The following is a 22,845-nucleotide window of genomic DNA, read 5'->3' as shown; positions in this document are numbered from 1 at the left end:
AGCGCTTCGGTGGCGGGGCCGAGATCGGCCGACGCGCGGGACGACCACGGGGTGCGGGCGGCACGGGCCGGCGCGGGGTAGTTTGCAGGGGCTGGGTGAGCTGTTCGTCGCCGTTCCAGGCGACCGACCGGTCCGCTACCTGGGGGCGGTCCGCCCCGAGAAGCTGGCGCAATCCGACTTCGCCACCAGCCTGTCGGCCGCGTCCTCCAGTGCTCGGCTGGCTCGTCACGAACCGTCCTCCCCGTTCGATTGAATTGTGGACCCGCACCACTGCGCGTCCCTGCCAACGATAGTGGTGCGCACCGACAGGGGTCGGCACAGCTCGGGCATAACGCACATCCCACGCGAAGAACCGGGTACACCACAAAAGAGCCCCGCGCAGTTGCCGGGTCGGGGGTCAGGCAACTACGCGGAGCCGACCTGTTTATCGGACTGTCGCGGGCCGCGTTACACCCGCGAGCCGAACCGTGATCGATCCCACGCGGGAGAATCGAGACGACCCCCGCCGCGAGACTCGGCAGACACGAGGGAGATGGATGGCATGCAGCTGGGAATGATCGGCCTCGGCCGGATGGGCGCGAACATCGTGCGCCGCGTCGTCGAGGACGGACACACCGCCGTGGGATACGAACGTCGTTCCGCGCACATCGATGAACTGCGCGCCGAGCTCGGGGACGGCTTCCGGGGCAGTACCGATCTCACCGAGTTCGTCGGCATGCTGGAGACCCCCCGCGTGGTGTGGGTGATGATCCCCGCCGGGGCGACGGGGGCGGTGATCGAGCAGGTCGCCGAGCTGCTCGAACCGGGAGACATCGTCATCGACGGCGGCAACAGCCGCTACCACGAGGACCTCGCGCGCGCCGAGCGCTTGCGGCCCAAGGGCATCCACTACGTGGACATCGGCACCTCGGGCGGGGTGTTCGGCCGGACCCGCGGCTTCTGCCTGATGATCGGCGGCGAGTCCGAACCGGTGAAGCACCTGGATCCGCTGCTGAAATCCATCGCGCCCGGCCTCGGGTCGGCGGAGCGCACACCGGGACGCACCGGCGAGCCGTCCACAGCCGAGCTGGGTTATCTGCACTGCGGGCCCGTCGGCGCGGGGCACTTCGTGAAGATGGTGCACAACGGCATCGAGTACGGGGCGATGGCCGCCTACGCCGAAGGGCTGAACATTCTGCGACGGGCCAACTACGGGGCCGAGCACACGGGCGAGTTCTCGGCGGAGGAGACGCCGCTGGAGCACCCCGAGTACTACCAGTACGACCTGGACATTCCCGAGATCACCGAGGTGTGGCGGCGGGGATCGGTGGTCGCGTCCTGGCTGCTGGATCTCACGGCGGCCGCGCTGCACGCGGACCCGAACCTGGATTCCTACAGCGGGCGGGTGTCCGACTCCGGCGAGGGCCGCTGGACGATCGATGCCGCCATCGACACCGGCGTGCCCGTGCCCGTGCTGGCTTCCGCCTTGTTCGAGCGATTCTCCTCGCGGGGCGAATCGGCGTACGCCGACAAAGTGCTCTCGGCGATGCGCAAAGCCTTCGGCGGGCACATCGAGCTGCCCGGCAAATGACGCGAAGGTGGTCCGACCGGAAAACCGATCGGACCACCCTTCGACTACGTCAGCGCTCGAGGATGGCGACGACGCCCTGACCGCCCGCGGCACAGATGGAGATCAGCGCGCGACCGGAACCCTTCTCGGCCAGCAGCTTCGCGGTGGAGGCGACGATGCGGCCGCCGGTGGCGGCGAACGGGTGACCGGCGGCCAGCGACGAGCCGTTGACGTTCAGCTTGCTGCGATCGATCGAACCGAGCGCGCCGTCGAGGCCGAGGCGCTCCTTGCAGTAGGCGTCGGACTCCCACGCGGCCAGGGTGGCCAGCACCACCGAGGCGAACGCCTCGTGGATCTCGTAATAGTCGAAGTCCTGCAAGGTCAGGCCGTTGCGCGCGAGCAGGCGCGGCACCGCGTAGGTGGGGGCCATCAGCAGGCCGTCGGGGCCGTGGATGTAGTCGACCGCCGCGACCTCGCTGTCCACCAGGTGCGCCAGCACCGGCAGCTTGCGCTCGGCGGCCCACTCCTCGCTGGACAGCAGCACCGCGGAGGCGCCGTCGGTCAGCGGGGTGGAGTTGCCCGCGGTCATGGTCGCGTCGCCCGCCTTGACCCCGAAGACCGGCTTCAGCGTCGCCAGCTTCTCGATCGAGGAGTTCGGCCGCAGGTTGTCATCGCGGGTCAGACCGAGGAACGGCGTGATCAGGTCGTCGAAGAAGCCGCGGTCGTAGGCGGCCGCCATGTTCTTGTGCGACAGATATGCCAGCTCGTCCTGCGCCTCGCGCGGGATGCCGAACTCCTTGGCGGTGATGGCGGCGTGCTCGCCCATGGACAAGCCGGTGCGCGGCTCGGCGTTGCGCGGGATCTCGATGCCGAGCATGCTCGGGCGCAACTGGCCGACCAGCTTGAGGCGGTCCTTGCCGGTCTTGGCGCGGTTGGCGTCGAGCATCCACTCGCGCATGCCCTCGCTCACGCCGATCGGGGCGTCCGAGGTGGTGTCGGTGCCGCCGCCGACGCCCGCTTCGATCCGGCCCGCGGCGATCGCGTCGCCGACGGTGACGATCGCCTGGAGGCCGGTGCCGCAGGCCAGCTGCAGGTCGTGGGCCGGGGTGTAGGGGCTGAGCTTGCTGCCGAGCACACTCTCGCGGATCAGGCCGTGCTCGCCGACCCGCTTGAGCACGGCGCCGCCTGCGACCATGCCCAGGCGCTCGCCCTGCAGGCCGAAACGGCTGACCAGCCCGTCCAGCGCGGCGGTGAACATGTCCTGGTTGGAGGCGTGCGCGTACGCCTTGTCGGAGCGAGCGAACGGAATCCGGTTGCCACCGACGATCGCGACCGGGCGGGTGGTCCTGCCGGTCTTGGCGGCACTCTTGGCCGAACGGGCTTTGCTAGTCACTCGAGTCTCCAAGGTTCGTGGATGGGTGTCCCGGCGGCCCGGTGGAGCGCGGACATTCCGCGCTGCTCGGCGCCCCGTCGCGGTTGTTTACATTAAACTTACTCTGGAGTAAGTTTAATGTCGACACGTACCCCCGCAAAAGTGCGCCAGCAGACCACGCAGGGGCGATACCCAGACCCGAGAGACAGAACTCAGAAAAGGTAGGAATAGTGGCAGCCAGCAAGAGCAAGGGTGCTCCCAACCTCTATGGATCGTTCGTACACTCCGCGCCTGGCGCGTTCCTGGCCGGCAAGCTCGGCCTGCCGAAGCCGGAGAAGCTGCGCCGCTACGTCAAGGGCGAGCCGCCGCTGTCCGGGCCGGTGCTGCTCGGCGGCAAGGGCCGGGTCGCCGAGCCGGTGCGCGCCCTGCTGTCGGACTACACCTTCGCCGACGCGCTGACCTCCGGCACCAAGTACGGCGCCCTGGTGTTCGACGCCACCGGCATCGGCACCATCGAGGACCTCTCGCAGCTGTTCGAGTTCTTCCAGCCCGCCATGCGCAGCCTCACCCCGTCCGGGCGCGTCGTGGTCATCGGCACCACCCCCGAGCTGACCGCGAGCGTGGACGAGCAGATCGCGCAGCGCGCGCTGGAGGGCTTCACCCGTTCGGTGGGCAAGGAACTGCTGCGCGGCTCGACCGCCCAGCTGGTCTACCTGCACCCCGAGGCGTCCGCCGCGGCGACCGGCCTGGAGTCGACCCTGCGCTTCCTGCTCTCGGCCAAGTCGGCGTTCGTCGACGGCCAGGTCATCCGGGTCGGCAAGGAAGACGCGAGCGCACCGGCCGACTGGGACCGCCCGCTGGAGGGCAAGGTCGCGGTGGTGACCGGCGCGGCGCGCGGCATCGGCGCGACCATCGCCGAGGTGTTCGCCCGCGACGGGGCCCAGGTGATCGTGGCCGACATCCCCGCGGCGGGCGAAGCGCTGTCGCAGACCGCGAACAAGGTGGGCGGCACCGCGCTCGCGCTCGACGTGACCGCGCCCGACGCGGCGGAGAAGCTGGCCGAGTTCGCCACCGAGCGTTTCGGCGGCATCGATATCGTCGTGCACAACGCGGGCATCACCCGCGACAAGCTGCTGGCGAACATGGACGAGGGCCGCTGGAACGCGGTCATCGACGTCAACCTCGCCGCGCCGCACCGGATCACCGAGGGCCTGGTGGCCAGGGGCGCGCTGAAGGAGGGCGGTCGCGTGATCGACGTGTCCTCGATCGCGGGCATCGCGGGCAACCGCGGGCAGACCAACTACGGCGCGTCCAAGGCAGGCGTCATCGGCATGGTGAACGCCGAGGCGCCGAAGCTGGCGGAGAAGAACATCACCATCAACGCCGTCGCGCCCGGTTTCATCGAGACCGCGATGACCGCGGCCATCCCGCTGGCCACCCGCGAAGCGGGCCGGCTGATGAGCTCGCTGCTGCAGGGCGGCCAGACCGTCGACGTCGCCGAGACCATCGCCTACTTCGCGAGCCCGGCGTCGAACGCGGTCACCGGCAATGTCGTGCGGGTCTGCGGGCAGAGCCTGATCGGAGCATGATGACCCAGGCTCCGGCAGGCAAGGAGAAGACCCAGGTGATCGCCCTCACCGAACCGCCGAAGAACAGCCGCCTGTTCGTCAAGGCCGCGCTCGGGGCGGTGCCGCTGCTGTCGTCGCGCAAGCCGACGCTGCCGGACCGGGCCGTGCAGCTCGAGGGGCTGCGGGTCGACCCCGATCATCTGGCCGCCTACTGCCGCGCGACCGGTCTGCGGTTCGGTGACGCGTTGCCGCTGACCTATCCGTTCATCCTCACCTTCCCGCTGGCCATGCAGCTGGTGGTGGCGCGGGACTTCCCGTTCGTCGCGGTGGGCGCGGTGCACGCGCAGAACGTCATCGAGCGCACCCGCGAGATCTCGGTGAGCGAGCCGCTGGACATCCGCACGCACATCGAGAACCTGCGCGAGCACCCGAAGGGCCTGCTCGTGGACGCGATCAGCGACGTGAAGGTGGGCCGGGAGCAGGTGTGGCACCAGGTCACCACGTTCCTGCACCAGCAGCGCACCTCGCTGTCGGGCGAGCCGAAGCAGGAGCCGAAGCCGGAGGAGGTTCCGCCGCCGCCGCTGCGCACCCTGCGGGTGGATCAGAAGACGATCACCCGGTACGCGGCCGCTTCCGGTGACCACAACCCGATCCACACTTCGGCATTGGGCGCCAAGGCGTTCGGCTTCCCGCGGTCGATCGCACACGGCATGTGGTCGGCGGCGACCATTCTCGGCGCGGTCGAGGGCCGCATCCCGGAGCAGACCACGTACTCGGTCAAGTTCGGCAAGCCGATTCTGCTGCCCTCCACCGTCAATCTGTATGCCGATCAGGTCGAAGGCGGTTGGGATCTGGCGCTGCGTCACCCGAAGAAGGGCTACCCGCATCTGACGGCGACCCTGCGCTGAGTTCTCCGCGAGCCGCATCCCGATTTCACGAATCGGGATGCGGCTTCGTGCTTTCCGGAGTAGGTCGAGCCGCCGCGCGACGCTCGGGGTGATCGCTCAGCAGTCGCAACCGCAGTCGCAGCAATTGCAATCACCGCAATCGCAGCATCCGCCGCAGTCGCCGCAATCACCGCAGTCGCAATTCTTGATCCACGCGTCCTTGTGCTCGCCCGTGCACGGTTGCGTGTGGTCGGCGCAGCACGCGTAACCGGTGCAGTAGGCGCCCAGAATGAGCGCGAGCGATTCACCGATACCAGGGCGACGGGTCGGCGGACGGTGGCGCGTTCCGCGCGAGTGGGCACCGACATCGGCTCGCGACGATCCCTCGATGCGGGGCGGCACCGAGCAGGTGTGGGCGGCGAACGCGCCGAGCCCGCCGCCGATCCGCCGCAGCACCGCGCTCAGTGGGTCGAGCAGCATCCAGCGGACGGTGGGCACCCGGCCGAGTTCGGCCGCCGCGACCGCCGCGCGCAGACGTGAGTTCGATTGCCGCATCAGGTCGTATGCTTCCGGCACGCCGGTGCCGGTGGCCGCGAGCGGGTTGAAGCGGTCGTTGGCGGCGTCGTCGTCGTAGTCGGTCACGGCGTCGGCCAGATGCGCGATCCGGCCGAAGTGCCACCCCGCTTCCCGCAGCGCGTCGACATTGTCCGGGCGGTCGGCCAGCACGGCTGTGTGCGCGAAGAACGCCGACGCGCACAGCTGGGTGGGTGCGGTCAGCCGGTCGATCGGGTCGGCCGACGACATCGCCGAACGCCAATGCGCGGACTCGGCAAGCGATTCCGGCACGAACCCGGGCCCGCCCACGGCGACCAGCTCTTTCGCCTGCTGCTCCAAGCGGACCTGCGCGTCGAGCGCCGCGACGAGCGGTTCGACGTCCAGCCCGATCCGCGCGGCGCCCGCGCGGGCCTCCCGGTGCCAGCGCGCCGCGGCTTTCGCCAGCGGCCCCCGCGCGAGCGCGGTCACCTCACCGTCGTCGACGTGATCGCGAATCTTGGCCGCCGCCAGCAAAAGCGAGGCGGTGGTGGCGAGCTGAACGCCGGGCGCGCCGGCGGTGACCACCGACGCCCGGCGCATCCCCCGCAGCGGGCACGGCGCCGCGGTGACGCGTGCCGCCGATCCGGACTGCGCCTCGGTGAGCATGCTCAGCACCAGCGCGTCCTTGTTGGTCGTGGCGCGGGCGAGCTGACCGTGCCCGTCGCGCAAGCCGAGACACAAACCGCACAGATGCGCCCGCCACTCGGCCGCATCGATTCCGTACTTCTGAGCGCCGTGCGCACACGGCCTGAGCAACCCGAACACTTCCGCCCCGTTTCTTTCCGGCTCTTCCGGCGAGCCGGTCCGCGCTGTGCGAACTCACGCACTTTGGCAGGAGGGCGGCGCGGAAGCAACCGGTCCGGGCAATGGGCGGGCTACTCGGTCTTCTTCCGGCCCGCCAGACCGCGCCAGGCCAGATCGTCGAGCAGGTCGACGGCCTCGGCGACCTCGATCCTGCCGCTGGCCAGCCGGTCGGCGATGGCCTCGCCCGCGCCGATCACGGCGACCGCGACCACGTCGAAGTTCGTCCCGGGCTCGGCGTGCTTGGCGCTGGACTCCAGCAGTTTGGCGGTCAGTTCGATGACGCGTTCGCGCGCGTTCTCGATCTCCGAGGCGAACGCCTGCTGGCCGATGGCCTGCCGGTAGAGCACCTGCCAGGAGCGCCGGTTGCGGTCGACGAAGCCGAGGAAGCCCTCCAGCGCGGTGCGCACCTGCTCGTGCGGCGTGAGCAGCGGGTTGCCCGCTGGCGCGACGGATTCGATGAATCGCATGCCCTCCCGCTGGATGCAGGCGCGGAAGAGTTCGTCCTTGGAGCCGTAGTACAGATACAGCATCGGCTTCGAGATCTTCGCCTCGGCGGCGATCGCGTCCATCGACGTGTCGTGGAAGCCTTTACGCGAGAAGACCTCCACGGCGGCGTCGAGCATCTGCTGCTCGCGCACCGCCCGCGGAAGCCGCTTCGTACCGCCCGCCATCCACACTCCTACCACAGGTGAATCTCATATATTACTCCAAGGTAAGTTCCGGCGGTCCGATTTGCTCACCAGTCGCCCGGCCCGACCGTACGGTGCGCGTCAGCAGCGCGGCAGCGCGCCCTTGTACGCGGCCAACCGCAACACCGAGGCATCCACCTGAGCCATCGGCAGTCGCCCGCTCGATACCGCCTGCTCCAGCCGGTCGAGCACCTGCGACACCGCGTCGGTGGTGATCCACAAGGCGCTGTCCGCGCCGGCGACCAACGCGGCTTCGACGGCGTCCTCGATCGACATCCGGCTGGTGATCGCCGCCATGCCACCGAGATCGTCGGTGAAGATCGGTCCCTGGAACGGCGCGGCCCCGTAACCGGTGCCCTCGCGCAGCAAACGCATCGCTTCCGGGCTGATGCTGGCCGGGACGTTGGGAGTGGTCAATCCGGGCACGTCGAGGTGACCGACCATCACCGCGGCGCCCGAGCCGATCAGGTTGCGGAACGGCACCAGATCCACGTTCTGCATCTGGTCCAGCGGCGGGGTGCGCACCGCGCCGGTGTGCGAGTCGCCCGACCCGGATCCGTGACCGGGGAAGTGCTTCATCACCGTGCCGACGCCGACCTCGCGCATGGCGCGGATGTAGGCGTCCGCGTAGCGGGTGACCACCTCCGGATCGTCGGAGAAGGAGCGGTCGCCGATGACGGAATCGTCCGGCTGAGAGCTGACGTCGACGTCGGGAGCGAAGTCCACCGTCACGCCGAGATCCTTCAGCGCGCGGCCTCTGGTCAGCGTCGCGTCGTAGAACTGCTCCGGGCTCATGGTCTGCGCCGTCTCCCGCGCCGACGGCGCGGCGCCGATCAGGTCGCGCACCCGGGAGACCCGGCCGCCCTCCTCATCGATGGTCACCATCAGCGGCACCTTGGCCGCCTGCTTCACCTGCGCGATCTGACCGGAGGCGAGCAGCGCCTGGTCGGTCCAGCCGCCCACGAAGATGCCGCCGATCTGCTCGTTGCGCACCACGTCGGTGGCGTCGGCCGCGCCGGTGACGCCGACCGTCAGCAACTGGGCGAGCTTCTGGCGGGTGGTGAACTGCGCGAGGTATCCCGCGTTGCAGTCCGGCGGCGCCGAGCTGGTGACGGGGACCGCGGCGGTGGTCGCGTCCGTCGTGGTGGTCGTACTCGACGAGGCCGACTCGGTGGAGCCGCCGTTCGAGCAGGCGGTGGCGACGGCGGCGAGAACGGCGAGGACGAGCAGAGGCGTCTTCCGCATAGAGGTCAACCGTACTCGCCGCGACGTGCGCGACCGCACTCGCTACATCCCTACCCAGCGGGTAACTCCCGCACCGGTATCGAATCGTTGTCTCGTCACCGGGCCGATGGGTCACGGTCTTGTCCACATCGCGTCTCGTCCGCCGCTGCTTCCGCGCGCCTGGCAGGTGTCACCCGGATCGATCCGGAGGCCGTGCGCACGGCGCCGCATACTCTCCGGCCGTTGTTCCTGGATGCGGCATCCTCTCGCCGTGGCGGTCACCGCAGCGTCGGCGCGCGCGAATCCAGCCTCGGCGGGTTGACGTTTGCGCAGGTCATGCCGAGAAACAAGCCGGTTCACGCGGCCGTGGGCGGGGTAATCTCGTGGTGTCGCCGTGCGTCCTTCTCAGGAGGTCATCGTGCCCTGCGATCTGATGCTCATCGCCTACGACGGCTCCGAGAACGCCAAGCGCGCCGTCGAATACGCCGGACGATTCCTCAGCGCCGACCGGGCCGTCGTGCTCACCGCGTGGGAACCCATGGTGCGCCAAGCCGCTCGCCTGTCCGGGCTGTCGGGTGTCATGCAACCGGAGTGGGTGCCGGACGACGAGATCGAGGACATCGCCTACGTCGACGCGCGCGCCATCAACGCCGAGGGCGTGCGACTGGCGCGACTGGCCGGCCTCAACGCCGAGGCGCGCACCGCCGAATGCGGCACCACCATCTGGAACGCCATCGTCGACTGTGCCGACGAGCTGGACGTCGACATCATCGTGGCGGGCACCCGCGGCGCCACCGGCTTGCGCGCGCTGCTGCACAGCAGCGTCGCCGACGCCGTCCTCAAGCACTGCCACCGGCCCGTGCTGCTCGTCCCACCCGGCAAGAACCCGTGACCGCGCTCACATGAGATCTCGATCGCTACGCCATGGTGGGACTCGGGCGACGGGGCTGGGCGTACCTGCGTCTCCGCTCCGGCCATGCCCGGCTGAGGACGGACTTCGTCCGATCGCACCCATTATGTTGGGTGCATGGATGGGTTCCTGCTTGCCCGGGCCGACGGGGTTGTTCGGGGTCATGGGAGCCGCGTCCGCTTCGACGACGCGCGACGAGCGCGGGCGGCGCTGCTGGACGGCAGTGCGCCGCTCGTGGTCGGCGCGCTGCCGTTCGATCCACGGGAACCCGCCGCGCTCAGCGTGCCGGAGCACGCGGTGCACACCGCTGGTCCATGGCGGCCCGCCGCGCTGCCCGACCTGCCGCCGGTGCGCGTGGTGACCGAGATCCCGAGCCCGGCCGAGCATGTGGCACGGGTGACCGAACTGGTGGAGCAGCTCAACGATCCGGCCCAACCGCTGCGCAAGGTGGTCGCGGCGCGTTCGGTGCTGGCCGAGGCGGGCTCCGCGCTCGAGCCGGAAGTCGTCGCGGGGCACCTGCTGACCCGGCATCCGCACGCGAACGTCTTCGCGGTCGATCTCACATCGGCCGGACGCCACGGCGCGACGCTGGTCGGCGCGACGCCGGAAGTGCTGATCGCCCGGCAGGGCGACACGGTGACGCTGCGCCCGCTGGCAGGCACCGCGCCGCGGCGAGCCGATCCGGAAGCCGACGCGGCGCAAGCGGCGCAGCTGCTGGCCAGCACGAAGAACCGGGACGAGCACGCCTTCGTGATCGACTGGATCCGGGAGCGACTCGGCCCGGTCTGCGCCGAGCTGTCGATTCCGGAGAGCCCCGAACTGATCAGCACCCACGAGGTGTGGCATCTGGCGACGCCGATCACGGGGCGTCTGCGCGACGCCGCGACCACCGCGCTCGACCTGGCGTTGTCGCTGCACCCCACACCCGCCGTCTGCGGCACCCCCACCGATCTGGCGCTGGAGGCCATCACGCGCGTCGAGGACGATCGCGGTTTCTACGGAGGGGCCGTCGGCTGGTGCGACGCCGACGGCGACGGCGTCTGGGTGGTCGCGATCCGCTGCGCGGAACTCTCGGCCGACGGCCGCACCCTGCGGGCGTACGCGGGCGGCGGCATCGTCGCGGCCTCCGACCCGCAGGCGGAACTCGACGAGACAACCGCGAAGCTGCGCACCCTGCTCGGCGCGCTGCACTGCGCGCTCCCCGCGCACTGACGCGGCCGTTTCCCGGAGGCCCACCGAGCGCTCGCGGAGCCGTCCTACGGAGATTCGACGGCCTGAACGCATACAAATACCGGACGTCCTGCTAGGTTGGCCGGGAACGTGCCTGCATCGACGTATTGGAGTACCGCGATGAAGTTTGCTGTCCCGGGTGTTGCGAGTGCCGTCGCGGGCGCCGTGCTGGGCGTGCTCAGCGTCTTCCTCATCACCATGGCGGTCCAGCAGAACTCGCGGCCGGAGATCGACCGCAGCGGCGACAAGGACTCCTCGCTGCTGAACAACGTTGAGTACGGCAGCCGCTGACCCGCTGACCTCCGCTTCACCCGCCGACTCGCTCGGATCGTCCGGGGCGCCGGGGCAGCACAGCACCGCGCCGCTGGGCAGACGCTGGTTCGCCGCGACCGTCGTCGTGGCGTTCCTGCTGACCTTCCTGCAGGCGCCCGGCCTCACGGTCGCCGACACCAAATACGACCTGGCGCAGAATCCGCTCGGCTTCCTCGAACGCGCGAGCCATCTGTGGAGCAGCCAGGCGCCGATGGGCCAGGTGCAAAACCAGGCCTACGGCTACTTCTTCCCGCACGGCGCGTTCTTCTCGCTCGGTCATCTGCTGGGCGTGCCCGCCTGGGTGACGCAGCGGATCTGGTGGGCGCTGCTGCTGCTCGCCGGGTTCTGGGGGATCGTCCGCCTGTGCGAGGCGCTCGGCATCGGCACGCGCGGGTCGCGCGTCGTCGCCGCGCTCGCCTTCGCGCTGTCGCCGCGGGTCCTGACCACCGTCGGGTCCATCTCCTCCGAGACCCTGCCGATGATGCTGGCGCCGTGGGTGCTGCTCGCGCCCGCCGCACTGGGTGTCGCGCGGAACCGGCGGCGGGGCGGGGCCGCGTCGCCGGCGGGCAGCGCGCTGGCACTCGCGCTGATGGGCTCGGTCAACGCGGTCGCCACGGTGGCCGCCTTCCTGCCCGCCCTGCTGTGGTGGGCGGCTGCCGCGCCTGCGCTCGGCCGCGGACGAGCGTCCGGCAGCGCCCGACGCTGGTGGCGCTTCACCGCCGCCTGGATCCCGCTGCTGGTGCTGGCGACGTTCTGGTGGGCGGTGCCGTTGCTGCTACTGGGCAAGGTGAGTCCGCCGTTCTTGGACTACATCGAGTCCTCCGGCGTGACCACGCAGTGGGCTTCGCTCGGCGAGGTGCTGCGCGGCACCGACAGCTGGACGCCGTTCGTCTCGCCGGAACGCATCGCGGGCGCGGTGCTGGTCACCCAGCCCGCCGCGGTGCTGGCCACCGGGCTGGTCGCGGCGGCGGGCATGGCGGGGCTGGCCCTGCGGTCCATGCCGTACCGGGGCAGGCTGGTGCTGATCCTGTGCGTCGGGCTGGTCGGCATCTGCGCCGGGTTCGTCGGTGAACTGAGCGGACCGTTCGCCGAGTCGGTGCGCGTCTTCCTGGACTCCGGCGGCGCCCCGCTGCGCAACGTGCACAAGCTGGAGCCGCTGATCCGCATCCCGCTCGTGCTGGGGCTGGCGCAGCTGCTCGCCCGGGTTCCGCTGCCCGCCTCGGTACCGCGCAACGTGTGGCGCGGCGCGTTCGCCCACCCGGAGCGCGACCGCTCGGTGGCGGTCGCGGCGCTGATCCTCACCGCGCTCGCCCTGTCCACTTCGCTGGCCTGGACCGGCAAACTCGCGCCGCGCGGCGCCTACGACCGCGTGCCCGAGTACTGGCAGCAGACCGCGGACTGGCTCGAGCGCAACGCCGCCGATACCCGCGCGCTGGTGGTGCCCGGCGCGCCCTTCGGCAGCCAGGTCTGGGGACTCACCCGCGACGAACCGCTGCAGGCGCTGGCCGGCACGCCGTGGGCGATCCGCGACGCGGTGCCGCTCAACCCGCCCGGCACCATCCGCGCGATGGATTCGGTGCAGCGGCTCATCGCCGACGGCAGACCGTCGCAGGGACTGGCCGCGACGCTGAGCGCCCAGGGCATCGGCGTCGTCGTCCTGCGCAACGACCTCGACCCGGAGACCTCCCGCTCGACCCGGCCGATGCTGGCCCATCAGGCGCTGGACGAGTCGCCCGGCCTGCGCAAGGTGGCCGAGTTCGGCAACCCCATCGAGTCGCTGGTGCTCGCCGACGACTTGGTGGCCGACGGCGACCTGCGCCCGCCGTATCCGGCGGTCGAGATATACCGGGTGGACACGCCGGGGCGCGGAACGCCCGCCGACGTACGGGGCGGCACCGGCGCGCCGCAGGCGTTCCCCGGCGCGTACACCGTTCCGCTCGCGAACGTCCCGGTCGTCCAGGGTGGACCCGAAGTGCTCGAGCGGATGCGCCGCGACCCCGGTCTCGCCGGGACACCCGCCCTGCTCGCCGCGGACGCGACCAGGGCCGGGCTGCCGATGGGCCCGGTGACCGTCACGGATACGCCGATGGATCGCGAGACCGATTTCGGCCGGGTGGACAACCACAACTCCGCGTTGCGCGCCCCCGACGACGCGCGCCGCACCTACAATCTGGTCCCCGACTATCCGGTGCCCGGCGCCGAACTGGTGCGCGGCGAGTGGTCGGGCGCGACCGTCACCGCGTCGAGTTCGGCCGCGGACGCCACCCAGCTCGGCGGCGCGGCGCCGGGAAGTTCCACCGCGGCCGTCGTCGACGGCGATCCGTCCACCGCGTGGATCAGCAACGGCACCGAGTACGCCCTCGGCCAATGGCTGCGGCTCGATCTGGATCGCCCGATCAAGGCCGGACAGCTGAAGCTGACCACCAGTCCGGCCGCCATCGGCGACCCGATCAAATGGATCGAGGTGCGCACCGCGAACGGCACCGTCTCGGTGCGGGTGGCCGAACCCGGTGCCCCGGTCTCGGTCTCGCTCCCCGCGGGGCGCACCGAGTGGCTGACGATCACCGCGATCCGCACCGAGAACGGCTCCTCCGGAGGGCAATTCGGCATCAGCGAACTCACGCTGGACGACTACTCGACCCGCGACGCGCCCGTCCGGGTGGACATCCGGCATCGCACCGTGGTGCCGCCCGCGTCCGCGGGCGCATCGGTGCGGGGATGGGATCTCGGTCAGGAATTCCCCGGCCGCGGCGCCTGTTTCGATGCCCCCGACCGGGTGCGCTGCAGTAAGGGCCTGGCCTTGGCTCCGGAGGAACCCGGCACGTTCCAGCGCACGCTGACCGTCCCGGAACCGATGTCGGTGGCTCCGGAGCTGACCGTGCGCACCAGGCAGGGCCCGGCGCTGGAGGCGCTGCTCACCGACCACGCCCGTCCGGTGGCCAGGGGCAAGGCCGACGTCGGCGATTTGCGCGGCGCCGCGTTCGCCGCGACCGACGGCGATCCGCGCACGAGCTGGACCGCACCGGAGGACTCGGTCCGCGAACCGACCGCAGGCAGGCCGACGCTCACCCTCGAGCTGCCCGAACCCACGCTGGTGACCGGCCTGGAACTCACCCCGTCGCTCGGCGGCCTGCCCGCTGCGCCCACCTCGGTGACGGTGAATCTCGGTGACGGTCCGCAGGTGCGCGAGCTGGACGACGACGGTCCCGGCACACCGGCGCGAATCTCCCTGCACCCCACCGTGACCGATCGCATCGAGCTGAGTATGCGGACCTGGCGGCCGGTGCTGGACAAGACCGCGCTCGGCTTCGTGCAGACCCAGCCCCCCGGACTGGCGGAGGTGACGGTGCTCGGACCGGACTACCCGGCGGCCGCCGCACTGGACCGTGAGGTCACCGTCCCGTGCGCATTGGGACCGACGATCGACGCGGGCGGGCGGACGCTGCGCACCACCGTCACCGCCACCGTCGGCGAATTGCGTTCCGGCGCGCCGGTTCCCGCCCGGGTGTGCACGGACGAGACCGGCACATCGAACGAACTTCCGCTGCCGCCGGGCCGTGCCGACGTGGCGGTGGGCCCCACCGACCTGTTCTTCGTCGATCGGCTGCGCTTGCACCCGGCCGACGCCCAGACCCCCGCCGCACCGGCGACGAACGCGGGTGACCGCCTGCTCGTGCTGCCGCTGAGCACCAATGTCGGATGGCGCGCGACCAGCGCGGACGGTCGCGCACTCACGCCCGTGGTGGTCGACGGCTGGCAGCAAGGCTGGCTGCTTCCCGCCGATGCCACCGGGCCGGTGACGATCGCCTTCCCGGTCGACCGGTGGTATCGCCTCGCCATCTTCGGCGGGTTGTTGCTGCTCCTGCCGCTCGTGATCCTGGCTGTTCCCCGTCGCGCTCGATCCACCGCAGACTCGAATATGGCTGCGGAACAAGATGATTCGAGTGCCGATTCGTCCGGCTCCACGACCCGTCGCCGGCTGGGCGCGGTAGGGCTCACCGGCGCGGCCACCGTGATCGCCGGTCCGGTGGGTGCTGCCGCCACGGTGATCGCCTTGGCGGCAACGCGTTTCACGCGGTACGTCACCTCCCGTGTGCTCGTCGTCGTGGCGGGGGCAGGCACGATGCTGTCCGCCGCCGCGCTGTCCACCGGCCCTTGGCGCTCACCCGATGGATATATGGGTGGCTCCGTGCTGGTGCAACTGCCCGCGCTGCTCGCGATCATCGCGGTCGGCGTCGCGGCGCTGCCCCGGCCGAAAGACGCCGACCGACCCGGCGCGCCGGAGCCGGACGACGCCGATCCGCCGACCGGCGAGCACTGAACGGCCCCTGCCGCGCGTGCCCGGCGAAGCGCCGCTGCACAAGACCCCATTCGCCGTGCGCCGCAATGGCACCCGTTGCTAACGTGACCACGCGTGAGCACCTGTGCCGAATGCGGTTTCGTCTACGACTTGGCTTCGGCGGCCGACGTGCCGTCGCTGGCGCGGGAACACGCCGTGGAATACGCCGACCTGCTCGGCGCCGACAGCGTCAAGTTACGCGAGCGCGGCAAGCCCGATGTGTGGTCGCCGCTGGAGTACGCCTGCCATGTCCGGGACGTGCTGCTGGCCCAGCGCGAACGCGTGCTGGCCGCGCGCCGTTCGGACAACCCGCCCGCGGCGGCGATGGGCCGGGACGAACGAGTCGAGCACGACGGCTACGCCCAGCAGAACCCCGCCGATGTGGCCCGCCAGATCCGGGACGCCGCCCTGTTGTTCGCCAACGTGCTGGAGCGACTCGGCGACGACGACTGGGAACGCACCCTCGGCTTCCCCTACCCCGAACCCGCGGTTCGTTCCCTGCGCTGGCTGGCCGTGCACACTCTGCACGAGCTGCGCCACCACCTGCTCGACATGCACCGGCAGCTCGACGGCTGAGCTCGCGCGCCGCCGATCAGGGCGCCGGTTCGGGGTCCGGCGTCCGCCGCACTCGGTCCCTGCGGCGGGCCCAGCGCCGCACCGGCTCCTCCACCAGCGCGTAGCTGGCCGCCGCGACCGGAAGGGTGATGGCGACGGTGAGCACCAGAACGTAACCGAAGTCGCCCTGAAACGGCAGGATGCCGAACACCGGGAACACGATCGACAGCACCGCGAGGTGCCAGATGAAGATGCCGTAGGACCAGCGCCCGAGCGTCGCGGCCACCGGCGACTCCAGCCAGCGGTGCCCGCGCGCCGCCGGATCGCGCAGCACCAGCGGCGCGAGCAGCGCGAACCCGATGATCGCGCCGAGACCCATCTTCACCGCGTACTGCCACGGTTCGGCGCGGGTCAGACCAGCGGGACCGGCCAGATCGGTCGCCGCGAGCAGGAAGGCCGCCGCCGCGACGGTCCACATCAGCGGCTGATTCGCTCCGACTTTCCACCAGCGTGATAGCCGGACGCTATGTTCGGCGAGCTCCGCGAGCAGCATGCCGGCGGCGAACCAGGGCAGATAGCCGGGCAGCCAATTGTCCGCGTGGATCGCGTCGGGCGTCGGCACCGGGATGAAGTTCCAGCCGAGGCTCAGCAGGGCGACTGCGACCAGCACCGGCACCCGCCACCGCGCCGCGCGGCCGCGCAGGCGCACCAGGGTGAACGCCAGCAACGGCAGCACGAGATAAAACGCCACCTCCACCGACAGGCTCCACATCTGCGTGAGGCCGTCGGTGAGCGTCAGCGGCACGAACACCTGCAACAGCGCCAGGTTCGACACCCATACCCGCAGGCCCGCCGTCCCGGCGGCACTCGGCAGCAGCACCAGGACCGCACACACCACCAGCCAGTACGCGGGCAGGATGCGAGCGGCACGATGTCGCAGGTAGTAGCCGACGGGCGGGGCGCTGTCGAGTCCGCGCGCCGCCGCCGCGTGCGGGCGCCAGAGCAGGAAGCCCGACAGCGCGAAGAACACCGCCACCGCCATGTCGAACCGGCCCCACACCCGCCCGATGACGGGCGTGCCTGCGGCGCCGGTCTGGAAGGCGACATGGGTCAGCAGCACGCCGAGCGCGGCCATGCCGCGCATGCCTTCCAAGGCCGGCACGAACGCGCGGGGGCGCACCCGCTCGGTCGCGGGCGCGGTGGTGGGCATCGTTTCGGTCATCGGGCTCCAGTCTGCCTCGGCGGATCCACAGTTGATAACCCGGCGTTTCAGATTTCGCGTTAGACTCGGGCGATTTCTGGGCCGTTTCCGGCCTCGACGCCGCATGGTACGACATCGGACTGTTAGTGTCGGGGCTCACGAGTGCCGCGGCGTGCCCGCAGTACTCGCCGGAGCGACCCGTGTTCTACGACGAGGAGAGTTTGCATGGCACTGAGTGCCGGTACCAGAAGGACGGTGGCCTGCCTGCTCGTGGGTCTCGGCGCGTTGCTGATCGTCGCCGCCATCATGATCCCGACCTACACCGTCGACAAGCTGGCGAAAACTCCCCTCGACCTGGAGATCACCACCATCGCGACGAACCAGCAGGGTGAGGACAGCCTGGTGCTCGACTCCAAGTCGCTGACCGCTCCGGAGGGCTCGGCGAAGGTCGACACCAACGTCCCGCTGGTCTCGCAGCGCTTCCTCACCGTCGAGGACCCGGCCGACGCCCACCAGATGACGGTGCAGGCGGGCCAGACGCTGCGGCGCATCGACAAGCAGGGCGACACCGGCCTGCTCACCGCGACCGTCGACCGGGTGACCATCGACCGGGTGACCGGCGAGCCCGTCGGCACCGAGCCCAACGGCTCGATCGCGGTGACCGCGAACCTGGAGGGCCAGAGCATCGCGGAGCCGGTGCAGCACACCGGCCTGCAGTACCGGTTCCCGATCGGCACCGAGAAGAAGACCTACCCGTACTTCGACCTCAACGTGCGCAAGACCTTCGACGCGAACTTCATCGAAGAGACCGAGATCAACAACACGAAGGTCTACCACTTCCAGATGTCGGTGCCCGCCACCAACCTCTACGACGTGGTGCCCGCGCCGACCAACCGGCTCAGCCTGCCCGCAGCCAAGTGGGGCGTCGAGGGCGGCGAAGCGCCCGTGACGATGACCCGCTTCTACACCAACACCCGTGACCTGTGGGTGGAGCCGCAGACCGGCACGGTCGTCAAGGGCGGCGAGGCGCTGCACCTCTACTACTCGCGCACCGCGGACAAGCCGGAGGTCACCGCGCTGAAGTCGCACCTGGTCTTCGACGAGAACACGATCGAGTCGCAGCTGGCGGTGGCCAAGGAGAACATCGACAAGCTGTCGCTGTACGGCCGGATCCTGCCCATCATCCTGGGTGTCCTCGGCGTGATCGCGCTGATCGTCGGTGTGGTTCTCGGTATCCGCGGCGGCTCGGCTCCGACGCCCGCGCGGACGGGCGGCGCTCCGTTCCAGCGTCCGGGCGGCTCGGCTCCGGCCGGTCCCGCTTCGCACGTCAACCGCGGCGCCGATGACGCGCCGACCGAACAGATTCGGATCGACAAGAAGCCTTGATCGGCTGAACATCCCTGAATTCGGCTCCCCCGCCTTCCGGCTGGGGAGCCGAATTCGTTTCCGGCCCTATGCTCGGTCGCCGGCCGCCAACTCGGTCATCGTGCGTTCCAAGTCGTGGCACATCAGGGAGATCTCGTGACGCGGCGGCCCATCGGTGGGATGAACGCCCAGTTCACTCGGCCCGGTCGCGGACAACAGCCAGCCGTCGCCCGCGTCGAGGTTCGGCAGGCGCAGGACATCGCGGAAAAACGCGCGGGCGGCGTCGGGATCCTCCGCGTAGACCAGGGTGTGCACCGCGGTGATCATGCGACGATCGTAAGCGGCCCGCTCAGCCCACCGGGCGCAGCGGCTCCGGGCGCGCCGTGTTGTCGGCCGCGCGCAGGACCATGACGGCGACCACGACGGTGGTGGTGGCCGCGACCGACACCGCCGTGGTGATCAGCGCGGGAATCGTGCGGGCCAGCGACAGCATCAAGGTGACCTCGACGGCCAGACCCAGCCAGGTGACCAGTGCCAGAGAGGTGCGGTCGACGGCGATCGCCGACAGCACCGCGCCTTGCAGCACCGACAGCAGCGCGCCGTGCAGCGCGAAGATCCACAGCAGGCCCTGGATCGGGGCGTAGTCCTCGCCCGCCAGCAGCGGGGCGAGCGGCGCGGCCAGCGCGGCCCCGAGCACGGCGACGAGGCCGATGCCGCTGAGCACCGCCAGCGCCGCCCGGATCGCGCTTGCGGAGTGCGTCGGCTGGGCCATCCGCGGATAGAGCACGACACCGACCGCCTGCGGCAGCCAGAAGGCGATCTTCGTGGCGATGGTGCCGAGCGCGTAACGGCTGGCGTCCGCGTCGTCGAGCACGATCCGGACCACGATCAGGTCCGCCGACGAGAGCGCCATCATCGCCGCCTGCACCTGGGCGGCCCGCAGGACCGGCAGCACACCCGGGGCGACGACGCGCGGTTCGGTTCCGGCGTCGGGCACGGACGCACCGGCGACGATCCTGGCCAGCAGCGCCGCCGTCGCGATGCCGCAGGCCGCCGCCCACAGCGCGAGCGTCGCGCCGCCGCCCAGCGCCAGGATCACCAGCGCGGGGGCGACCCGGGCGACCCCCGCGGCGCCGAGCACAGCTCCCAACGCCCGAAACCGCTTGCCGCCCTGCAGCACGCCCTGCTCACCGGACAGCAGCACCAGCGCGGGCGCCGCGCCGAGCGCCGCCGCGGTGGCGGCCACCCCGGCGTGCAGTGTGACGGCGACCAGCGGCACCAGCACCGCGGCCGCCACGGCGACGATCACCGCGCAGCGCCACTGCAGCCCGCGCAGCGCGGCCGTTCCCGCGCCGCGCACGAGTTCCCTGGCCACCACGTTCTGCAACGCCAGCGCGGGCACCGCGCACAGCAGCTGGACGGCGAGCAGGCTCGCGAACTCGCTGTACCCGGTGACCCCCAGCCACCGCCCCGCCAGCAGTTGCAGCAGATACCCGGCGACGTTCGCGGTCATCGCACCCGCCGTCACCCACGTCAGATCCGCCACCACGGGAAACCGACGGACAGCAGACACGCCGCCCATCGTCCCACCCGCGCGTGCCGCCCCCCTGCGCGCCCCGCCGGTGCACGAGCGGTGATGCGCCGACTCGAAGTCTCCGGCCCGATGACGCCGTCGGGACACCTACTCGAGCGGGCCCGCGCCGACCAGGATGACATCGCCCACCCTGCACCCGGTCGGGGCTTCCTCGACCCCCGCGAGCATGTCCTCGAGGACCGGCTTCGGCGACAACGAGAACCACGAAGAATTCGGGGGACGGGTTCCGATGGATCGCCGTGGCGCCGTCCGGTTCGGTGCGGTAACCGAGCCGGGCGGCGAGCGCGGCCACTGCGTCGGACTCGCTCCAGTCGCGAACTCGGCGTCCGGCACGCTGACGCGTCACCCCAGATCAGACGGTGTGCTGAGCCCGCAGCATGGCCAGTGAAGGGGGCGGAGCGATCCCGGCATCGCCATCTTCTTCCCGCAGGCGCAACGATGCGTGACCCACCGGACAACGGGCACGAAATCCCGCAACGGCGCTGAAACGCGGCGCCGCGCGGTCCCGCGCAACCGAACAGGACATTTTCGCGCCGAGCCCGCTGGATCGGCGACGGAGGTGGCCGGGACGTACAGTGCTCAGGCGTGAGCGGGAGCGAGCGGACTCGAGCGGTGGTCGCGGCGTACAGCGCAGCTGTCGCGCTGCTCGTCGCCGGGCCGCTGCTCGCGCCGGGGTATCTGCTGTTGCGGGACGCCGTGAGCACGCCGCGCAGCTATCCGACCGACGCGGCGCTCGGTCTCGGCGATGCCGCACCGCGGGCGGTGCCGCAGGACGCTCTGCTCGCCGCGTTGTCGTCGTTCGTGGACGGCGGTCTGGTGGTCAAGGCGATCCTGCTCGTCGCGCTCTGGGCCGCGGCGTACGGGGCCGCCGCGCTCGCGCGCGAACTGCTGCGCGCGTCGCTCGGCCCGCAACTGATCGCCGCGACAGTCGCGTTGTGGAACCCGTACGTGGCCGAACGCCTGCTCCAAGGGCACTGGAGCCTGCTCGCCGGTTACGCGGCGTTGCCGTGGACAGCGTTGACCGCCTACCACCTCCGATCAGCGGCCACCGCTCAGCGCCGCCGGCGAATCCTGGCCAACCCTCCTGGACGACCGCCCCACTCCTCCGACCGCCCCACGCCATCCGATTCAGCTCACGCTTCCGCACCAATCGGCACGGCGAGCGAAGGCAGGACTCGGCCCGGCAGCCCGGCGGCCCGACGCGCGACCATCCGAACGGCATCCGCGTGGGCGGCTCTCGCCGGATCGCTCGCCGCGGCCGGGCTCACCCCGACCGGCGCGCTGCTGGCGGGGGTGACCGCGATCGCGCTGGTGCATCGACGCCAACTGCTCGGGACGCTTGTGCTCTGGCTCGCCGCTTCCGCGCCGTGGCTGGTCGCGACCGTGCTGTCCGGTGCGGGTGCGGAACCCTCCGATCCGGCGGGCATCGCCGCGTTCGCCGCGCGGGCCGAACCCGGCCTCGGCACGCTCGGGAGCCTGGCCGGTCTCGGCGGGATCTGGAACGCCGATGCGGTGCCGGACTCACGCACCACGCCGCTGGCCGCGGTCGCCACCCTGGTGCTGCTGGCGATCGTGGCGCTGGGCGTGCGCTCCGTGGCGTCCGGCGGGGCCGACCCCGACAACCGCCACGTCCGGCGGGCATTGCTACTGCTCGCGGCCATCGCGATCCTGTTCCCCGCGCTCGGTGCGACCGCGTGGGGCATGCACGCCATGGAGTGGCTGGTCGCCCACGTGCCCGGCGCGGGTCTGCTGCGCGACACCCAGAAGTACGCGGCCCTGGCCATGCCCGCTTTCGCCCTGTGCGCCGCGGCTGGTTGCGCGGCGACGGCCCGGCGTCTGCTCCGCGCGGACACGGACTCGACAACGGAGCGACCCACGACGACGTCCCCGGCCACGTCGGGCTCGACAACGGACCTCTCCGAGGCGACTTCTCCGGCCACGATGGACTCGACAACGGACCTCTCCGAGGCGACTTCTCCGGCCACGTCGGACTCGACAACGGACCGGCCCGCGAAGACGTCCCCGGCCACGATGGCAGCCGTCACAGCGGTGTTCGCAGCGCTGATCGTATTGCCGCTCTACGACCTCGCTTGGGGCGGCGGCGGGGCCGTGCGTCCGGTGCACTATCCCGCGGGTTGGCGGCAGGTCGCCGAACGAATGGGCGGTCCGGGCGACGTCGCGGTGCTGCCGGGCGGCATGTTCCGCAAGTTCCGCTACAGCGGCGCGTCCCCCGTACTCGACCCGGCCCCGCGCATGCTGCCCAACGACGTCTTACAGACCGGCGAGTTGCCGGTGCGCGGACGCACGGTCTCCGGTGAAGGCGCTCGCGCCACAGAGGTGGAGAACCTGCTGCTCCACGGTGGCGCGCCAGCCGACCTGGCCCGCCTCGGCGTGGGCTGGATCCTCGTCGAACGGACCACCCCGGGCCCGCTCGGCGCATCGGCGGCGACTCTGGCCCAGGTCGAACAGGTCTACGAGGACGCCGACCTCGCGCTGTACCGCGTGCCCGATGTCATCGAGCGCGGTGCATCGACAACCACGCAACGCTCCATCGCCATCGCGGCCCACTTGCTCTGGGCCGCGATGCTCGTCGCGGGCCCACTGATCGCCCTCGGCACACGAATCCGATCGCGGAGGAGACCGCGAACCTGA

At 71.0% G+C, this 22,845-nt stretch carries 17 protein-coding genes; 10 read left to right on the top strand and 7 right to left on the bottom strand.

Annotation, left to right across the window (positions count from 1 at the left end; genetic code table 11):
* The first annotated feature begins 541 nt into the window (after nucleotides 1–541).
* The gene (gene gnd / locus ACH49X_RS10745) at nucleotides 542–1,570 is read left to right on the top strand and encodes a phosphogluconate dehydrogenase (NAD(+)-dependent, decarboxylating) (protein WP_357109612.1); all 1,029 of its coding nucleotides are present in this window, start codon (nucleotides 542–544) and stop codon (nucleotides 1,568–1,570) included.
* A 49-nt stretch (nucleotides 1,571–1,619) separates the two neighbouring features.
* Here gnd and ACH49X_RS10740 read toward each other — a convergent pair whose 3' ends face one another.
* Nucleotides 1,620–2,942 (bottom strand): acetyl-CoA C-acetyltransferase, encoded by a 1,323-nt coding sequence (locus ACH49X_RS10740; RefSeq protein ID WP_195080916.1) that lies wholly within the window; start codon nucleotides 2,940–2,942, stop codon nucleotides 1,620–1,622.
* 209 nt (nucleotides 2,943–3,151) lie between these two features.
* Between ACH49X_RS10740 and ACH49X_RS10735 the strand changes: the two genes are divergently transcribed.
* Both ACH49X_RS10735 and ACH49X_RS10730 read left to right on the top strand, forming a co-directional pair.
* Nucleotides 3,152–4,510, top strand: a complete 1,359-nt coding sequence (locus ACH49X_RS10735; protein WP_357109616.1) for a 3-oxoacyl-ACP reductase — start codon at nucleotides 3,152–3,154, stop codon at nucleotides 4,508–4,510.
* On the top strand, nucleotides 4,510–5,397 hold the full coding sequence (locus ACH49X_RS10730; RefSeq protein ID WP_195080918.1) for a MaoC family dehydratase: 888 nt from the start codon (nucleotides 4,510–4,512) through the stop codon (nucleotides 5,395–5,397). Before ACH49X_RS10735 ends, ACH49X_RS10730 begins: the two co-directional genes overlap by 1 nt.
* Nucleotides 5,398–5,493: 96 nt before the next feature.
* Here ACH49X_RS10730 and ACH49X_RS10725 read toward each other — a convergent pair whose 3' ends face one another.
* The 3 genes from ACH49X_RS10725 to ACH49X_RS10715 all read right to left on the bottom strand — a co-directional run bounded on the left by ACH49X_RS10725 (nucleotide 5,494) and on the right by ACH49X_RS10715 (nucleotide 8,708).
* On the bottom strand, nucleotides 5,494–6,735 hold the full coding sequence (locus ACH49X_RS10725; protein WP_195080919.1) for a DUF5685 family protein: 1,242 nt from the start codon (nucleotides 6,733–6,735) through the stop codon (nucleotides 5,494–5,496).
* A gap of 110 nt (nucleotides 6,736–6,845) precedes the next feature.
* The gene (locus ACH49X_RS10720; protein ID WP_039802917.1) at nucleotides 6,846–7,445 is read right to left on the bottom strand and encodes a TetR/AcrR family transcriptional regulator; all 600 of its coding nucleotides are present in this window, start codon (nucleotides 7,443–7,445) and stop codon (nucleotides 6,846–6,848) included.
* A 99-nt stretch (nucleotides 7,446–7,544) separates the two neighbouring features.
* Nucleotides 7,545–8,708, bottom strand: coding sequence for a glycoside hydrolase family 3 N-terminal domain-containing protein (locus tag ACH49X_RS10715; RefSeq protein WP_195080920.1), 1,164 nt, complete (start codon nucleotides 8,706–8,708; stop codon nucleotides 7,545–7,547).
* Between the two features lie 397 nt (nucleotides 8,709–9,105).
* Here ACH49X_RS10715 and ACH49X_RS10710 point away from each other — a divergent pair, with 397 nt between their 5' ends.
* The 5 genes from ACH49X_RS10710 (at nucleotide 9,106) to ACH49X_RS10690 (ending at nucleotide 16,054) form a co-directional block, all read left to right on the top strand.
* Nucleotides 9,106–9,579 carry a universal stress protein gene (locus ACH49X_RS10710; protein WP_084485711.1) on the top strand — a complete coding sequence of 158 codons (474 nt, stop codon included), beginning with the start codon at nucleotides 9,106–9,108 and terminating at the stop codon, nucleotides 9,577–9,579.
* A gap of 135 nt (nucleotides 9,580–9,714) precedes the next feature.
* Nucleotides 9,715–10,809: an isochorismate synthase MenF gene (locus tag ACH49X_RS10705; RefSeq protein ID WP_195080921.1), complete on the top strand. Its 1,095-nt coding sequence runs from the start codon at nucleotides 9,715–9,717 to the stop codon at nucleotides 10,807–10,809.
* A 138-nt stretch (nucleotides 10,810–10,947) separates the two neighbouring features.
* Entirely contained in the window at nucleotides 10,948–11,118 is a 171-nt protein-coding gene (locus ACH49X_RS10700; protein WP_083880942.1) for a DUF2613 domain-containing protein, read from the top strand.
* Nucleotides 11,099–15,460, top strand: coding sequence for an alpha-(1->3)-arabinofuranosyltransferase (locus tag ACH49X_RS10695; protein ID WP_397069494.1), 4,362 nt, complete (start codon nucleotides 11,099–11,101; stop codon nucleotides 15,458–15,460). Before ACH49X_RS10700 ends, ACH49X_RS10695 begins: the two co-directional genes overlap by 20 nt.
* A 93-nt stretch (nucleotides 15,461–15,553) precedes the next feature.
* Entirely contained in the window at nucleotides 15,554–16,054 is a 501-nt protein-coding gene (locus ACH49X_RS10690; RefSeq protein WP_195080923.1) for a DinB family protein, read from the top strand.
* Between the two features lie 16 nt (nucleotides 16,055–16,070).
* Here ACH49X_RS10690 and ACH49X_RS10685 read toward each other — a convergent pair whose 3' ends face one another.
* On the bottom strand, nucleotides 16,071–17,255 hold the full coding sequence (locus ACH49X_RS10685; protein ID WP_357208508.1) for an acyltransferase: 1,185 nt from the start codon (nucleotides 17,253–17,255) through the stop codon (nucleotides 16,071–16,073).
* Nucleotides 17,256–17,459: 204 nt separating this feature from the next.
* Between ACH49X_RS10685 and ACH49X_RS10680 the strand changes: the two genes are divergently transcribed.
* Nucleotides 17,460–18,620, top strand: coding sequence for a DUF3068 domain-containing protein (locus ACH49X_RS10680; protein WP_357208506.1), 1,161 nt, complete (start codon nucleotides 17,460–17,462; stop codon nucleotides 18,618–18,620).
* 66 nt (nucleotides 18,621–18,686) lie between these two features.
* Here ACH49X_RS10680 and ACH49X_RS10675 read toward each other — a convergent pair whose 3' ends face one another.
* Together ACH49X_RS10675 and ACH49X_RS10670 are read right to left on the bottom strand one after the other, a co-directional pair.
* On the bottom strand, nucleotides 18,687–18,926 hold the full coding sequence (locus tag ACH49X_RS10675) for a hypothetical protein (protein ID WP_195080926.1): 240 nt from the start codon (nucleotides 18,924–18,926) through the stop codon (nucleotides 18,687–18,689).
* A 22-nt stretch (nucleotides 18,927–18,948) separates the two neighbouring features.
* Entirely contained in the window at nucleotides 18,949–20,181 is a 1,233-nt protein-coding gene (locus ACH49X_RS10670) for a polysaccharide biosynthesis protein (protein WP_357109631.1), read from the bottom strand.
* Nucleotides 20,182–20,778: 597 nt separating this feature from the next.
* Between ACH49X_RS10670 and ACH49X_RS10665 the strand changes: the two genes are divergently transcribed.
* Nucleotides 20,779–22,845 (top strand): hypothetical protein, encoded by a 2,067-nt coding sequence (locus tag ACH49X_RS10665; RefSeq protein ID WP_357208504.1) that lies wholly within the window; start codon nucleotides 20,779–20,781, stop codon nucleotides 22,843–22,845.

It is taken from the genome of Nocardia sp. NPDC019323, from assembly GCF_044389845.1.
Lineage (GTDB): Bacteria > Actinomycetota > Actinomycetes > Mycobacteriales > Mycobacteriaceae > Nocardia > Nocardia implantans.
Note: the sequence above shows the minus strand (reverse complement) of the source record. Positions and strands in the feature narration are given on the sequence as shown.

Bases quoted from the DNA above. Each gene is read 5' to 3' on its own strand.
- gnd (WP_357109612.1), top strand. From the start codon at position 542: ATGCAGCTGGGAATGATCGGCCTCGGCCGGATGGGCGCGAACATCGTG.
- ACH49X_RS10685 (WP_357208508.1), bottom strand. From the start codon at position 17,255: ATGACCGAAACGATGCCCACCACCGCGCCCGCGACCGAGCGGGTGCGC.
- ACH49X_RS10730 (WP_195080918.1), top strand. From the start codon at position 4,510: ATGACCCAGGCTCCGGCAGGCAAGGAGAAGACCCAGGTGATCGCCCTC.
- ACH49X_RS10705 (WP_195080921.1), top strand. From the start codon at position 9,715: ATGGATGGGTTCCTGCTTGCCCGGGCCGACGGGGTTGTTCGGGGTCAT.
- ACH49X_RS10715 (WP_195080920.1), bottom strand. From the start codon at position 8,708: ATGCGGAAGACGCCTCTGCTCGTCCTCGCCGTTCTCGCCGCCGTCGCC.
- ACH49X_RS10680 (WP_357208506.1), top strand. From the start codon at position 17,460: ATGGCACTGAGTGCCGGTACCAGAAGGACGGTGGCCTGCCTGCTCGTG.
- ACH49X_RS10720 (WP_039802917.1), bottom strand. From the start codon at position 7,445: ATGGCGGGCGGTACGAAGCGGCTTCCGCGGGCGGTGCGCGAGCAGCAG.
- ACH49X_RS10675 (WP_195080926.1), bottom strand. From the start codon at position 18,926: ATGATCACCGCGGTGCACACCCTGGTCTACGCGGAGGATCCCGACGCC.
- ACH49X_RS10670 (WP_357109631.1), bottom strand. From the start codon at position 20,181: ATGGGCGGCGTGTCTGCTGTCCGTCGGTTTCCCGTGGTGGCGGATCTG.
- ACH49X_RS10700 (WP_083880942.1), top strand. From the start codon at position 10,948: ATGAAGTTTGCTGTCCCGGGTGTTGCGAGTGCCGTCGCGGGCGCCGTG.